The following is a 14,022-nucleotide window of genomic DNA, read 5'->3' on the forward strand; positions in this document are numbered from 1 at the left end:
GCCGCGCCTCGCTCGTCCGCGACACGTCGGCGAACACGCCTGCAGTACGTCCGGGCGGGGCTCGAGCAACGTACAACGACGGGCGAGATGATCCAAGAGTACGAACCCGAAGCAATGGTGTACGGACCGCAAACCGAGCCCGAAGCGGAGCCCGAGGCCACCCGGCGTGACACCGGGGACGCGGAGAGCAGCCGGGCGAGCCGCGGCTGGTGGGACCGGAACGCGGACGAGTACCAGAGCGAGCACGGAACGTTCCTCGGCGACGACCGGTTCGTTTGGGGGCCCGAAGGGCTGGACGAGGCGGAAGCGCGACTGCTGGGCTCCACGGAGTCGCTCAGCGGGCTGGACGTACTGGAGATCGGCGCGGGCGCGGCGCAGTGCTCGCGCTGGCTGGCGGCGCAGGGCGCGCGGCCGGTGGCCCTGGATCTCTCGCACCGGCAGTTGCAGCACGCACTGCGCATCGGAGCCGGCTTCCCGCTCGTGGAGGCGGACGCCGGGGCCCTGCCCTTCGCGGACGCCTCCTTCGACCTGGCGTGCTCGGCGTACGGCGCGGTGCCGTTCGTGCCGGACCCGGTGAGGGTGTTCCGCGAGGTCCGGCGGGTCCTGCGGCCGGGCGGACGGTGGGTCTTCTCGGTCACGCATCCGATCCGCTGGGCGTTCCCGGACGAGCCGGGACCCGAGGGGCTGAGCGTGGCGGCCTCGTACTTCGACCGCACTCCCTACGTCGAGCAGGACGAGCAGGGCAGGGCCGTCTATGTGGAGCACCACAGGACCATCGGCGACCGGGTACGGGACGTGGTGGCGGGCGGCTTCCGGCTGCTCGACCTGGTCGAGCCGGAGTGGCCGGCCTGGAACAGCCAGGAGTGGGGCGGCTGGTCGCCGCTGCGGGGACATCTGATCCCGGGAACGGCGATCTTCGTGTGCGAGCGAAGCGAGACAGGGGCCCCCTCCCCCGGGGGTGCCCCCGGGGGAAGGGGCTAGGGGCGTGATCCGCGAGGACGCCCTGGAGGGGCTGCCGGTACGCGCCGCCGTGCCCGCGCTTGAGCGGGCGCTGGACGAGCACGGGGCCGCGGTGCTGTGCGCACCGCCGGGGACCGGGAAGACGACGTTCGTGCCGCTGGCGCTGGCCGGGCGGGGCGCCCGGGTCGTCGTCGCCGAGCCGCGCCGGATCGCGGCGCGGGCGGCGGCGAGGCGGATGGCGTGGCTGCTGGGCGAGCGGGTCGGCGGACGGGTCGGGTTCACGGTGCGCGGGGAGCGTGCGGTGGGGCGCGGGACGGTCGTCGAGGTGGTCACCACGGGTGTGCTGCTGCAGCGGCTCCAGCGGGACCAGGAGCTGGCGGGCGTCGACGCGGTGATCCTCGACGAGTGCCATGAGCGGCATCTGGACGCGGACACGGTGGCGGCGTTCCTGCTGGACATAAAGGGGACGCTGCGGCCCGAGCTGCGGCTGGTGGCGGCGTCGGCGACGACGGACGCGGCGGGGTGGGCGCGGCTGCTGGGCGACGCGCCGGTCGTGGAGGCCGAGGGCGTCGCGCATCCGGTGGAGGTGGTGTGGGCTCCCCCGGCCCGGCCGGTGCGGCCGCCGCACGGGATGCGGGTCGATCCCGCGCTGCTGGCGCATGTGGCGTCGGTGGTGCGGCGGGCGCTGGCCGAGCGCGTGGGTGACGTGCTGTGCTTTCTTCCCGGGGTCGGGGAGATCACCCGGGTCGCCGGGCTGCTGGCGGGCGTGGACGCCGAGGTCCTGCAGGTGCACGGGCGGGCGCCGGCGTCGGTGCAGGACGCGGTGCTGGCCGGTTCCACCGAAGGGCGCCGGGTCGTGCTGGCGACCTCGGTCGCCGAGTCGTCGCTGACCGTGCCGGGGGTTCGGGTCGTCGTGGACTCGGGCCTCGCCCGGGAGCCGCGTACCGACCACGCGCGGGGCATCGGCTCGCTCACGACCGTGCGGGCGTCACAGGCGGCCGCCCGCCAGCGGGCCGGCCGGGCCGGGCGCGAGGCGCCGGGTGCCGTCTACCGCTGCTGGTCGCAGGCCGAGGACGGGCGGCTGCCGCGCTTCCCCGCGCCGGAGATCCAGGTCGCGGACCTGACGGCGTTCGCCCTCCAGGCCGCCTGCTGGGGCGACCCCTCGGCGTCCGGGCTCGCCCTGCTGGACCCGCCCCCGGGCGGTGCGATGGCGGCCGCCCGGTCCGTGCTGGCCGCGATCGGTGCCGTCGACACCGCGGGCCGCGCCACGGACCGCGGCGTCCGGATGTCCCGCCTCGGCCTCCACCCCCGGCTCGCGCGGGCCCTGATCGACGGCGCACCGGAGGTCGGCGCCCGGCGCGCGGCGGAGATCGTGGCCCTGCTGAGCGAGGAGCCGCCACGGGAGTACGGCGACGACCTGACGGCGGCGTGGCGCTCCGCGCGCGGGGGCGGGGGCGGGGACGCGTACGGCGCACGCTGGCGCACGGAGGCGGGGCGGCTGGCGGCAGCACTGGGAGCCGCCCCGACGGACGGCCGGGCGCTGGGGGACGACGCCGCCGCCGGGTTCGTCGCCGCGCTCGCCTTTCCGGAGCGCGTCGCGCGGGCCCGGGGTGAGACGGCGTATTTGATGGCCTCCGGGACCGGGGCCGAGCTCGGGGAGGCGTCACGGCTGCGGACGGCGCCGTGGCTGGCGGTGGCCGTGGCGGACCGGGTCGCACAGGCCGCGTCCGCGCGGGTGCGGCTGGCTGCCGTGATCGACGAGGAGACCGCGCGTACGGCCGCGTCGCATCTGCTCGGCAGCGGTGAGGAGGTGCACTGGGAGGACGGGGACGTCGTCGCCCGGTACGTGGTTCGGCTCGGCGCGGTGGAGCTGGCCGTACGACCGCTGAGGGAGCCCGGCCCCGGGCTCGTGCGGGGTGCGCTGCTGGAGGGGCTCCGGCGCGAGGGGCTCGGGCTGCTGGCGTGGTCGAAGGACGCGGCGGGCCTGCGCGAGCGGCTGGCGTTCCTGCACCGCGTGCTGGGTGCGCCCTGGCCGGACGTGTCGGACGGCGCCCTGCTGGAGCGGGCCGGCGAGTGGCTGGAGCCGGAGCTGTCCCGTGCCCGCCGCCGGGCCGATCTGGGGCGCATCGACGCCGGGCAGGCGCTTCAGCGGCTGCTGCCGTGGGCGAGCGGCGACGCGGTCAGGCTCGACGAGCTGGCGCCGGAGCGCATCGAGGTGCCGAGCGGTTCGCGGATCCGGGTCGACTACACGAGCGAGCAGCCCGTACTGGCCGTGAAGCTGCAGGAGCTGTTCGGGCTGTCGACGACCCCGGCCGTCGCGGGTGTGCCGGTGCTCGTGCACCTGCTCTCCCCCGCCGGCCGGCCCGCGGCCGTCACCGCCGACCTCGCGTCCTTCTGGCGTGACGGATACCGGGCCGTACGGGCGGAGCTGCGCGGGCGCTATCCGAAGCACCCGTGGCCCGAGGACCCGTCGACGGCGGAGCCCACCCGGGGCGTCAGCCGCGGGCTCAGGCGCTGACCGGCTCCGGCTCGCGCTGCTCCACGACCGGGTCGTCCGGCCGCCGGGACCGCGCCTCCAGGTAGAGGGAGAGCGCGAGCAGGAGGAGCCCCAGCGTCACGAAGCTCCAGGGCAGGTACGAGACGAGGAGCAGCACGGTGGTGCGGTTGGACGAGACCAGGTCGACGGTGTGGTCGATGTAGTCCTCGCGCATCTTCACGTGCCCGGAGAACGCCGTGACCTTGTCCCGGCCGCCCAGCAGCGACCCGCCGCGCAGCTCCTCGGTGTGGATCTCCTCGCCGTTGACGGGCGCGCCGGTGACCGGCTCGACCCAGAACATCCGCTTGGTCGTGTACCAGCGGGTGGTGCCGGTCTGCTTCTCCAGCGTCGTCGCGTCGATGCCGGGCATCGGCATCTTCTTCGGGTACGGAACCTTCGTCCACGGGATCGTCTGCTCGAAGTAGTAGACCTCCATGCCCCGGAAGGCCCTCGTCCCCTTGTAGTGGATGGGCGCGGAGGTCCGGGTCTGGGCGTCGAAGTACTCGTAGTCCCGCTTCTCGGTCAGGAAGGGCCACTTGAACTCGATGCCCTCGCGCCGCACGGCGTCCCCGTCGACGGTCTCACCGGTCGCGTGCACGGGCGCCTGGGTGTGGGCGTCGAAGATGTATCGCTCGGGGATCCGGGACACCATCTTGCCGTCGGGGCCCTGGACGTACGACAGCGAGTCCCAGACCACGACGTCACGGCCGGCGTCCCGTTCGATCCTCTCGGACTCCTCGACGTTGCCCTTGAGGGTCTGGACGATGGTGACCTTCTCGACCTGTTCGGCCTGCATGGTGTCGTACTGCAGCAGGGTCGCGGGCTTCGCCTCCAGCACCATCTCCTGGTACTGGCTGGGCGGGATCTTCGCCAGCCGCGGGAAGGCGTACCAGCGCAGGACCGGTGCCAGGGCGGCGAAGAAGACGGCGAAGGCCAGGAGGACGAGGCTGGCTCGGCGGCGCATGACGGCAGGTCCTCCCGTTAGTTCTTGGGGCCGGGGACGGTGGTGTACAGCGGCTTGGGGGAGGTCTCCCCGGGCGGTACGTCGAGGACCGCGATGAGCACCACGATGAGGAGCACCGGGGCCAGCCCGATGGCGGCAGCGACGAGGGCGCGCAAGGTCGGCCTCCCGGGGGATGCGGATCTGATACGTCGTCAGGACGGCGGGGCGGGGGCACCGTAGCAACGCGGCCGCGAGATGAGAACACGTTGCACCGCACCCTGCGCCCGGTTCCCTACCGCCATCCGCTCGCCCCGGCTGCCCCGGTTCCGCCCGGACGCCGCGGCTCCGCATGCCGCGCACGCCTCAGCGCACCGCCATCGCGAACGTCATCGTGCTGGCCCGGCTGGTGACCGCCCATGTGCCCGAACTCGACGAGCACGACGCCCTGCGGTTCACCGGCGCCACGATCATGGCGACCGGTGCGGTCTGGACCCATGCGCATCCGTCGGCCGCGATGCTCGCGGCGTACGAAGCCGATCCGGGGCTTGCCGCGATGCGCCTCGACTTCGCCGTCACGCTGCGGGAGACGCTCGAGGTCCTGCTCTCCGGACTGCTCGCCCGGTCCTCACGTGCGGGATGAAGCCCTGTCGGCCCCACGGCGGCGATCCTTGAACGCGCGGCGCCCCGCACCGTGACGAGCACGGTGCGGGGCGCTGCGCGCAACCCGCGTTCCGGGTGAAGGCACCGGCGGTGGGCGGAACTTGGGCGCCCGCGGCGGCTCTGCGCCAGATCCGCACACCGGAGACAGCCCGACCCCGCGGGCACGCCGGGCGGTGCCGGGCGGGCTCACGGGGGCCGAGGACCGGGGCTCGGCCGATTCGCCTTCCTAGGCGGCCGGCGGGGTCGCGACCTTCAGCTCGAGGGTGAGGGAGCCGTCGCCCGGAGTGGTGAGGCGGAGCAGGAAGGTGCCGGTCTGCTCGTCGGCGTAGAGCTTCGGGAGGACGAGAGCCCCGTTCGCGTCGGTCTTCAGGTCGGTCAGGGTGCGGACGGGGTTGTCCTCCGCGTTCTTGAAGTACGGGCCCTCGGTGTTCTCGGCCGGGTCCTCGGCGGCGGTGATCAGGGTTGCGGTGACGGCGACGCCCGTGGCCGGGGCGCCCTTGAACGTCGCCTTGACCTCGACCGCGTCCGCGAACTCGGTGCCGGGCGCGGCCGTCAGCTCCTTGTCGCCGATCCTGGCCAGCGCGTCGGCCTGGCGGGGGGTGACGCTAGCGGTGTAGTCGAGTCCGGGCAGGCTGCGGCCGGGGACGGTGACCCGGACCGTGAAGTCGCCGGTCTTCTCGCCCGCGCGCAGGGCCGGCGCGGCGGCCCTTCCGTCGGCTCCGGTGGTGACGAGGGCCTTGGTGCTACCGTCGGCGAAGCGGGCGTCGGTGTCACCCACGATCTCGAAGGCGAGCGCCGTCTTGGCGACACCGCCGCCGATGCGGTTCTCGGCACGGACCTTGATGCGCTCGGCGAACTCCGTGCCCGCGAAGGCGGTGAGCGGCCCGCTGCCCGCGTCCTCGATGCGCGCGACACCCAGGGTGGGCGTCGCAGGCGGCGTCGACGGCGGCGGAGTGGTCGCGGGGGGCGGAGTGGTGGTGGGAGGCGGCGTCGGGGTGGGCGTGCCGCCGGGCTGCGCGGGACTGGGGCCGGGGCTCGTGGGACCGGGCGTGACAGGGGCGGTCGGCGTGGGGCTCGCCGGGGTGGCGCCGTCGCTGCGGTCGTCCGGCAGGGTGCCCGTGCCGTCCGGGACCTGGTGGGTGCCGCGCTTGTAGTACTCGAACCACGACAGCACCGTCCGCAGGTACTCCCGCGAGTGGTTGTAGCTCAGGATCGCCCGGTCCAGATCGGCCTGCCGGGACAGGTCACGGCCGCCGGCGCACAGGTACTTGCCGGCCGCGAGGGCCGCGTCGTAGATGTTGTTCGGGTCCCTGCGGCCGTCGTTGTTGGCGTCCTGCCCCCACGTCTCCCAGGTGGACGGGATGAACTGCATCGGCCCGACCGCCCTGTCGTGGGTGCGGTCGCCGTCGTACGCGCCGTCGTCGGTGTCGGAGATGTTGGCGAAGCCGACGCCGTTGAGGACCGGGCCGAGGATCGGGGACGTCGTCGTGCCGTTGGCGTTGACGCGCCCGCCGCGCGCCTGGCCGGACTCGACCTTGCCGATGGCGGCGAGCAGCTGCCAGGGGAGGCGGCAGGCGGGGTCGGAGGCCGCAAGGGCCGTCTCGGCCTGCTTGTACGCGGCCAGGACCGTGGCCGGTATGCCCGCTTCCGCCGGACCTGTCACGACGGGCAGGTTGTCGGAATTCCCTGGCCGGTTCGACGTGTTGAGCGGCGGCAGGTCGGTGTAGTACGGGGAGTTGCCGGTGGCCGAGCTCTCCGGCGGGGCGGTCGACCCGGCGGCGTTGCCGTCGCCTCCCGCGGCGGCGGACGTGACGCCTGGCGCCTGTGACGCGGAGAGCGCGGCCACCGCGGCCGCGGCCACCGCGGTGGTGGTCGCCCCCTTGCGCAGCCGGCGGCCGAAATGCGCTGCCATACGTCTGTTCCCTCCCCGTGGACGGCCGTTAGCGCTCCCCGCGCATTGTCCCGGGTGACACTACGGCAACCACGGGCCCCGTAACACCGGCCCCCCGGCCGCTCTTGCGAGTTGTTCACCGACCGGCCATCCGGCGTGCGGCGAACGGCCTGCGGAACAGCCCGTTCGCATGGCGGACGGCCGGCATCGCGCATACTGGGCGCCGTTGTTCGAGGCCGGTCGCACACGGGGGACACATCATGCCGTTCACGCTCAGCCATGCCGCGGCGGTGCTGCCAGGAATCCGCAGGGACGGCACGGCCCGTGGACCGCTGCTCGCCTCGGCGCTCGTCGCGGGGTCTTTCTCGCCTGACATGACGTATTTCGCGGCAAGTGTCGTGCCTGGCGCCATGGAGTTCGGGAGCGTGACGCACGGGCCGGTGGGCGTCCTGACGGCCGATGTCGCCATCACCGCCGCGCTGGTGGGCCTCTGGCTCACGATCCGCGACCCGCTGGTGGCGCTCCTCCCGCGCGGATGGCAGGGGCGGGTGCACACGCTGCTGCGGGGTCGGGCCTGGCGGGGGCGGCCATGGACGTCGGCCGCGCTCTGGTTCTACGTGTCCGCCGTACTCGGCGCGACGACGCATGTGGTGTGGGACGCCTTCACCCACTTCGACCGCTGGGGCGTGCGGATGCTGCCGGTGCTCGGCGAGGTCGTGGCCGGCTTCCCGCTCTACACGTACACGCAGTACGGCAGTTCGGCGCTGGGACTCCTCGGCATGGTCTGGTTCACGGTCTCGGCGCTTCGGCGGCTGCCGGTGACGACGCCGGAGCCGCCCGCGTCGGTGCCGGTGCTCGGGCGCGGGGAGCGGCGGGCCGCCATGGCGGTGCTGGCGGTGTGCATGCTCGCGGGGATCACCCACCGCTGCGTGCGCTGGTACCAGTACTGGGGACGCATCGAGACGCCCCTCGACATCATCCCGACCGCGTGCTTCGGCGCGGGTGCGGGGCTGGCCGTGGGGCTGGTGCTGTACGGGACGACCACCCGCGTCCGCACCCGCCGCCGCACCACCCCGACCCCGGACGCCGACCGCGCGGGCGTCATCTGAGGACCGCCCCCGCGGCTTACGGGCAGGGCGCCCGCGGCCCACAGCACAGGCACCCCACCCGGCGGACGGGGGCTGACGCTCCCGTCACGCGATCAGTGCGCCGCGGACTCCCAGTCCGGGCCCACGCCCACCGACACATCCAGCGGCGCCCTCAACTCGACCGCCGTCGACATCTCGTGCCGCACGATCTCCTCGACCTGCGCCCGCTCGCCCGGCGCGAGCTCCAGGACGATTTCGTCGTGGACCTGGAGCAGCATCCGGGAGGTGAGCCCGGCCGCCCGCAGGGCGCCGTCGACGCGCAGCATCGCGACCTTGACGATGTCCGCGGCGGTGCCCTGGATCGGCGCGTTGAGCGCCATGCGCTCGGCGGCCTCGCGGCGCTGGCGGTTGTCGCTGTTCAGATCCGGCAGATAGCGGCGGCGGCCGAGCATCGTCGCCGTGTAACCCGTCGCCCGTGCCTCGTCCACCACGCGCCGCAGATAGTCACGGACCCCGCCGAAGCGCTCGAAGTAGGTGTCCATCAGCGCCCGTGCCTCGGCCGCCTCGATGTTCAGCTGCTGGCTGAGACCGAAGGCCGACAGGCCGTACGCCAGTCCGTAGGACATGGCCTTGATCTTGCGGCGCATCTCCGCGTCGACCGCGGACCGCCCGACGCCGAAGACCTGGGAGGCCACCGTCGTGTGCAGGTCCTCACCCGAGGTGAACGCCTCGATCAGACCCTCGTCCTCGGACAGATGGGCCATGACGCGCAGCTCGATCTGGCTGTAGTCGGCGGTCATCAGGGCGTCGAAGCCCTCGCCCACCACGAACCCGCGCCGGATCGCCCGCCCCTCGTCCGTGCGCACCGGCACGTTCTGCAGATTGGGATCGGTCGACGACAGGCGGCCGGTCGCCGCGACGGTCTGGCTGAAGGTCGTATGGATCCTGCCGTCCCCGGCGATCGTCTTGATCAGGCCCTCGACGGTGGAGCGCAGCCGGGCCTGCTCACGGTGGCGCAGCATCACCACCGGCAGCTCGTGGTCGGTCTGGCCGGCGAGCCAGGCCAGCGCGTCCGCGTCCGTCGTGTAACCGGTCTTGGTCTTCTTCGTCTTGGGAAGGTTCAGCTCGCCGAAGAAGACCTCCTGGAGCTGCTTGGGCGAGCCGAGGTTGAACTCATGGCCCACCGAGGCGTGCGCCTCCTTCACGGCCTGCTGCACCGCACCCGCGAACTGCTGCTCCATCGCCTCCAGATGGGCGCGGTCGGCGGCGATGCCGTGCCGCTCCATCCGGGCCAGCAGCAGCGAGGTGGGCAGCTCCACGTCGTGCAGCAGCTCGACCGCGCCGACCTCCTCGAGGCGGGCGCGGAACGCCTCGCCCAGGTCGAGGACCGCACGGGCCTGGGCCATCAGGGCGTCGGCCTCGGCCTGCTCGTCGGTGCCGAAGGCCAGTTGCCCGTCGGCGGCGGCGGGGGCCAGCTCGCGGTGGAGGTACTCCACGGAGAGGGCGTCTAGCGCGAAGGAACGGCGGCCCGGCTTGATCAGATACGCGGCGAGCGCGGTGTCCATCGTGATGCCCGCGATGTCCCAGCCGTGCTCGGGGAAGACCCGCAGCGCGTCCTTGGCGTTGTGCATGACCTTGGGCCGGTCCGGGTCGGCGATCCAGGCGGCGAAGGCCCGCTCGTCGGACTCGTCGAGCTGGGTCGTGTCGAACCAGGCGGCACTCCCGTCCGCGGCCGCCAGCGCGATCTCGCTGACGCTGCCGACACCCAGCGCCCAGGCGGCGACGGTGGCCACGCCGAGCGGCTGCCCGCCGTGCCGCTCCAGCCAGGGGGCCAGCTCGCCGGCGCCGAGCACGGTGCCGTCCAGCTCGACTCCGGCCTCCGGGGCCGGGGTCTCGTCCTCCTCGGCGCCCGGGTCGACCGCGAGCAGCCGGTCCCGCAGGCTCGGGTTGCGGATCTCCAGGACCTCGAGGAAGCCCTTCAGCGCGGTCCTGTCGTAGGGCTGCCGCTCCAGGTCCACGACGGACCTGGGCAGCTCGACGTCGCGCACCAGCTCGGTGAGGTGACGGTTCAGCTTGACGGACTCCAGGTGGTCGCGCAGGGACTGTCCGACCTTGCCCTTGACCTCGTCGGCGCGCTCGACCAGCTCCGCGAACGAACCGAACTGGTTGATCCACTTCGTGGCGGTCTTCTCACCCACGCCGGGGATGCCCGGCAGGTTGTCCGACGGGTCGCCGCGCAGGGCCGCGAAGTCCGGGTACTGCTGCGGGGTCAGTCCGTACTTCTCCTGGACCTTCTCCGGCGTGAAGCGCGTCAGCTCGGACACGCCCTTCGTCGGGTACAGCACGGTCACATGGTCGGAGACCAGCTGGAAGGAGTCGCGGTCGCCGGTGACGATCAGCACCTCGAATCCGGCGGCCTCGGCCTGCGTGGCGAGGGTGGCGATGATGTCGTCGGCCTCGAAGCCGTCCACCGCGAACCGCACCGCGTGCATGCTGTCCAGGAGCTCGCCGATCAGCTCGACCTGGCCCTTGAACTCGTCGGGCGTCGCCGAGCGGTTCGCCTTGTACTCCGGGAAGTCCTGGGAGCGCCAGGTCTTGCGGGACACGTCGAAGGCCACGGCGAAATGCGTGGGCGCCTCGTCGCGCAGCGTGTTCGCCAGCATCGACGCGAAGCCGTAGATGGCGTTGGTCGTCTGGCCGCTCGCGGTCGTGAAATTCTCCGCGGGCAGCGCGAAGAACGCCCGGTACGCCAGAGAATGCCCGTCCATGAGGAGCAGGCGCGGACGGGTTTCGTCTGGGGTCTTCTTCGATGCTGTCTCGGCCACGCCCCCGATCCTGCCACGGACCACCGACAACCCCGTCCACGGCAGCAGGAGCCCGGGCGCTGTCGATGACGCGTGACAGGATCGGGAGAACACACCGATCCCGCGCTCGAAGAGGAGCACGATGCCCAGCAAGCCGCCCGCAGGTGACCCGGTCCAGGACGCGCCGCAGGTCGAGGCGCCCCGGCATGCCGCGGCCGGCCTCCCCGCGATCGGGCACACGCTGAAGATCGCCCAGCAGCAGATGGGCGTGCGGCGCACCGCACAGACCCTCCTCAAGGTGAACCAGAAGGACGGGTTCGACTGCCCGGGCTGCGCCTGGCCCGAGGGCGACAAGCGGCATGTGGCCGAGTTCTGCGAGAACGGCGCGAAGGCGGTCGCCGAGGAGGCGACGCTGCGCCGGGTCACGCCCGACTTCTTCGCCGCGCACCCGGTCGCCGATCTCGCGGCCCGCAGTGGGTACTGGCTGGGTCAGCAGGGCCGGATCACGCAGCCCATGCTTCTGGAGCGAGGGGCGTCGGCGGAGGGTGCCGAGCGGTACGAGGCGGTGACGTGGGAGCGGGCCTTCGCGATCATCGCGGAGGAGCTCCAGGCGCTCGACTCCCCCGACGAGGCCGTCTTCTACACGTCGGGACGGACGAGCAACGAGGCGGCGTTCCTGCTGCAGCTCTTCGCCCGCGAGTTCGGCACCAACAACCTCCCCGACTGCTCGAACATGTGCCATGAGTCCTCGGGCTCGGCGCTCACCGAGACCCTCGGCGTCGGCAAGGGCAGTGTCTCCCTGGAAGATCTTCACCAGGCGGACCTGATCATCGTGGCCGGGCAGAACCCCGGCACCAACCACCCCCGGATGCTGTCCGCGCTGGAGAAGGCCAAGCTCTCCGGCGCGAAGATCATCTCGGTGAATCCGCTGCCCGAGGCCGGCCTGGAGAAGTTCAGGAACCCGCAGACCCCGCAGGGCATGCTCAAGGGCGTCTCCCTCACCGATCTCTTCCTCCAGATCCGCATCGGCGGCGACCAGGCCCTCTTCCGCCTCCTCAACAAGCTCGTCCTCGAAGCGTCCGACAGCGCCTCCGGCGCGGGCGACGGTGCGGTCGACGAGGACTTCGTACGGGACCACACCCACGGCTACGAGGAGTTCGCCGCCGCCGCGCGGGCGGCCGACTGGGACGAGACGCTCGCCGCGACCGGACTGGACCGGGCGGACATCGAGCGGGCCCTGCGCATGGTCCTGGACTCGAAGCGCACGATCGTCTCCTGGGCGATGGGCCTGACCCAGCACAAGCACGCCGTCCCGACGATCAGGGAGGTCGTCAACTTCCTGCTGCTGCGCGGCAACATCGGCCGCCCGGGCGCCGGGGTGTGCCCGGTGCGCGGGCACTCGAATGTGCAGGGCGACCGCACCATGGGCATCTTCGAGCGGCCCGCGCCGGCCTTCCTGGACGCCCTGGAGAGGGAGTTCGGCTTCACGCCGCCGCGCCACCACGGCCTCGACGTCGTCCGGTCCATCCGGGCGCTGCGCGACGGCGAGGCCAAGGTGTTCTTCGCCATGGGCGGCAACTTCATCGGTGCCAGCCCGGACACGGAGGTCACCGAGGCGGCCATGCGCCGCGCCCGTCTGACCGTGCACGTGTCGACGAAGCTCAACCGCTCGCACGCCGTCACGGGCACGCGCGCGCTGATCCTGCCCACGCTCGGCCGCACCGACAAGGACATACAGGCGAGCACTCTCGGTGGGAAAGGCACAGCGCAGTTCGTGACCGTCGAGGACTCGATGGGCATGGTCCATGCCTCGCGCGGCAACCTGCCGCCCGCGAGCCCGCATCTGCTCTCCGAGCCGGCGATCGTGGCCCGCATGGCCCGTGCCGTCCTCGGCGCCCGGTCGGAGACGCCCTGGGAGGACTTCGAGAAGGACTACGCGACGATCCGCGACCGGATCTCCCGGGTCGTCCCCGGCTTCGAGGACTTCAACGCGAGGATCGCGCGTCCCGGCGGTTTCACGCTGCCGCACGCCCCGCGCGACGAGCGCCGTTTCCCCACGGCCACCGGCAGGGCCAACTTCACGGCGGCCCCCGTCGAGTACCCCCGCGTCCCGCAGGGCCGGCTGCTGCTGCAGACCCTGCGCTCCCACGATCAGTACAACACCACGATCTACGGGCTCGACGACCGCTACCGCGGCATCAAGGGCGGCCGTCGCGTCGTCCTCGTGCACCCGGCGGACGCCGCCGGGCTGGGCCTCGCGGACGGTTCGTACACGGACCTGGTGAGCGAGTGGAAGGACGGCGTGGAGCGCCGGGCGGCCGGCTTCCGGGTCGTGCACTACCCGACCGCGCGGGGCTGCGCCGCCGCCTACTACCCGGAGACGAATGTGCTGGTGCCGCTGGATGCCACCGCGGACACCAGTAACACCCCCGCCAGCAAGTCCGTGATCGTGCGTCTGGAACAATCACCGGCCGACTGAGCGTTTGCTCAGGAGCAGCTGAGGACGTACCGACGTACGAAGACGTACGCACACGAACGGAGCCGGGCCCATGGGCGAGCAGACCAGCGTGAAGTTCCCGCAGGAGGTACTCGACGAGTACGCCGAACTCGGCGTCGACCTGCCCGCGCTGTTCTCCGCCGGGACTCTCGGCAACCGGATGGGTGTGCAGATCGTCGAGGCCTCGGCGGACCGGGTCGTCGGCACCATGCCCGTCGAGGGCAACACCCAGCCCTACGGGCTGCTGCACGGGGGCGCCTCCGCGGTCCTCGCCGAGACACTGGGCTCGGTCGGCTCGATGCTGCACGGCGGAGTCTCCAAGATCGCGGTCGGTGTGGACCTGAACTGCACCCACCACCGGGGAGTCCGCTCCGGCCAGGTGACCGGAGTGGCCACCCCCGTGCACCGGGGCCGCTCGACGGCCACGTACGAGATCGTGATCACCGACGAGCAGGACAAGCGGGTGTGCACGGCCCGCCTGACCTGCCTGCTGCGGGACGTGAACCCGAGCGACGAGGCACGGGTGCGCGACCTGGGCTGACCGGCCCCGCGGCCCTCGCCCGCACCGCGCCCCGTACAGCGCACGCGAGAAGGACCCGGGGAGGGGGCGAACGCCCTCCCCGGGTACTCCGGCGCTACCGCG

At 72.8% G+C, this 14,022-nt stretch carries 10 protein-coding genes; 6 read left to right on the forward strand and 4 right to left on the reverse strand.

Annotation, left to right across the window (positions count from 1 at the left end; genetic code table 11):
• Positions 1-87 precede the first annotated feature (87 nt).
• The gene (locus ABT078_RS09070; RefSeq protein ID WP_502981178.1) at positions 88-981 is read left to right on the forward strand and encodes a class I SAM-dependent methyltransferase; all 894 of its coding nucleotides are present in this window, start codon (positions 88-90) and stop codon (positions 979-981) included.
• A 4-nt stretch (positions 982-985) separates the two neighbouring features.
• Positions 986-3,478 (forward strand): ATP-dependent helicase HrpB, encoded by a 2,493-nt coding sequence (gene hrpB, locus ABT078_RS09075; RefSeq protein WP_351225435.1) that lies wholly within the window; start codon positions 986-988, stop codon positions 3,476-3,478.
• On the opposite strand, the gene pgfA is transcribed toward hrpB, so the two are convergent.
• Together pgfA and ABT078_RS09085 are read right to left on the reverse strand one after the other, a co-directional pair.
• Positions 3,468-4,460: a cell envelope lipid trafficking protein PgfA gene (gene pgfA / locus ABT078_RS09080; protein ID WP_351225436.1), complete on the reverse strand. Its 993-nt coding sequence runs from the start codon at positions 4,458-4,460 to the stop codon at positions 3,468-3,470. The genes hrpB and pgfA overlap by 11 nt on opposite strands.
• A gap of 17 nt (positions 4,461-4,477) precedes the next feature.
• The gene (locus ABT078_RS09085; protein ID WP_351225438.1) at positions 4,478-4,615 is read right to left on the reverse strand and encodes an SPW_0924 family protein; all 138 of its coding nucleotides are present in this window, start codon (positions 4,613-4,615) and stop codon (positions 4,478-4,480) included.
• A 173-nt stretch (positions 4,616-4,788) separates the two neighbouring features.
• Between ABT078_RS09085 and ABT078_RS09090 the strand changes: the two genes are divergently transcribed.
• Positions 4,789-5,079: a hypothetical protein gene (locus ABT078_RS09090; RefSeq protein WP_351225440.1), complete on the forward strand. Its 291-nt coding sequence runs from the start codon at positions 4,789-4,791 to the stop codon at positions 5,077-5,079.
• A gap of 246 nt (positions 5,080-5,325) precedes the next feature.
• On the opposite strand, the gene ABT078_RS09095 is transcribed toward ABT078_RS09090, so the two are convergent.
• Positions 5,326-7,011, reverse strand: coding sequence for a lytic transglycosylase domain-containing protein (locus ABT078_RS09095; protein ID WP_351225442.1), 1,686 nt, complete (start codon positions 7,009-7,011; stop codon positions 5,326-5,328).
• Between the two features lie 239 nt (positions 7,012-7,250).
• On the opposite strand from ABT078_RS09095, the gene ABT078_RS09100 reads away from it, so the two are divergent.
• Positions 7,251-8,099, forward strand: coding sequence for a DUF4184 family protein (locus ABT078_RS09100; RefSeq protein ID WP_351225444.1), 849 nt, complete (start codon positions 7,251-7,253; stop codon positions 8,097-8,099).
• 92 nt (positions 8,100-8,191) lie between these two features.
• Here ABT078_RS09100 and polA read toward each other — a convergent pair whose 3' ends face one another.
• The gene (gene polA, locus ABT078_RS09105; protein WP_351225618.1) at positions 8,192-10,846 is read right to left on the reverse strand and encodes a DNA polymerase I; all 2,655 of its coding nucleotides are present in this window, start codon (positions 10,844-10,846) and stop codon (positions 8,192-8,194) included.
• A 178-nt stretch (positions 10,847-11,024) separates the two neighbouring features.
• Here polA and ABT078_RS09110 point away from each other — a divergent pair, with 178 nt between their 5' ends.
• Positions 11,025-13,361, forward strand: a complete 2,337-nt coding sequence (locus ABT078_RS09110) for an FdhF/YdeP family oxidoreductase (protein ID WP_351225446.1) — start codon at positions 11,025-11,027, stop codon at positions 13,359-13,361.
• A 70-nt stretch (positions 13,362-13,431) separates the two neighbouring features.
• Complete coding sequence (locus ABT078_RS09115; RefSeq protein ID WP_351225448.1) at positions 13,432-13,920, forward strand: PaaI family thioesterase; 489 nt, start codon at positions 13,432-13,434, stop codon at positions 13,918-13,920.
• Positions 13,921-14,022 lie beyond the last annotated feature (102 nt).

The organism is Streptomyces sp. NPDC002133 (assembly GCF_040296405.1).
In the GTDB taxonomy this organism is placed as follows: Bacteria; Actinomycetota; Actinomycetes; order Streptomycetales; family Streptomycetaceae; genus Streptomyces.

Bases quoted from the DNA above. Each gene is read 5' to 3' on its own strand.
- ABT078_RS09070 (WP_502981178.1), top strand. From the start codon at position 88: ATGATCCAAGAGTACGAACCCGAAGCAATGGTGTACGGACCGCAAACC.
- pgfA (WP_351225436.1), bottom strand. From the start codon at position 4,460: ATGCGCCGCCGAGCCAGCCTCGTCCTCCTGGCCTTCGCCGTCTTCTTC.
- ABT078_RS09090 (WP_351225440.1), top strand. From the start codon at position 4,789: ATGCCGCGCACGCCTCAGCGCACCGCCATCGCGAACGTCATCGTGCTG.
- ABT078_RS09095 (WP_351225442.1), bottom strand. From the start codon at position 7,011: ATGGCAGCGCATTTCGGCCGCCGGCTGCGCAAGGGGGCGACCACCACC.
- ABT078_RS09100 (WP_351225444.1), top strand. From the start codon at position 7,251: ATGCCGTTCACGCTCAGCCATGCCGCGGCGGTGCTGCCAGGAATCCGC.
- polA (WP_351225618.1), bottom strand. From the start codon at position 10,846: ATGGACGGGCATTCTCTGGCGTACCGGGCGTTCTTCGCGCTGCCCGCG.
- ABT078_RS09110 (WP_351225446.1), top strand. From the start codon at position 11,025: ATGCCCAGCAAGCCGCCCGCAGGTGACCCGGTCCAGGACGCGCCGCAG.
- ABT078_RS09115 (WP_351225448.1), top strand. From the start codon at position 13,432: ATGGGCGAGCAGACCAGCGTGAAGTTCCCGCAGGAGGTACTCGACGAG.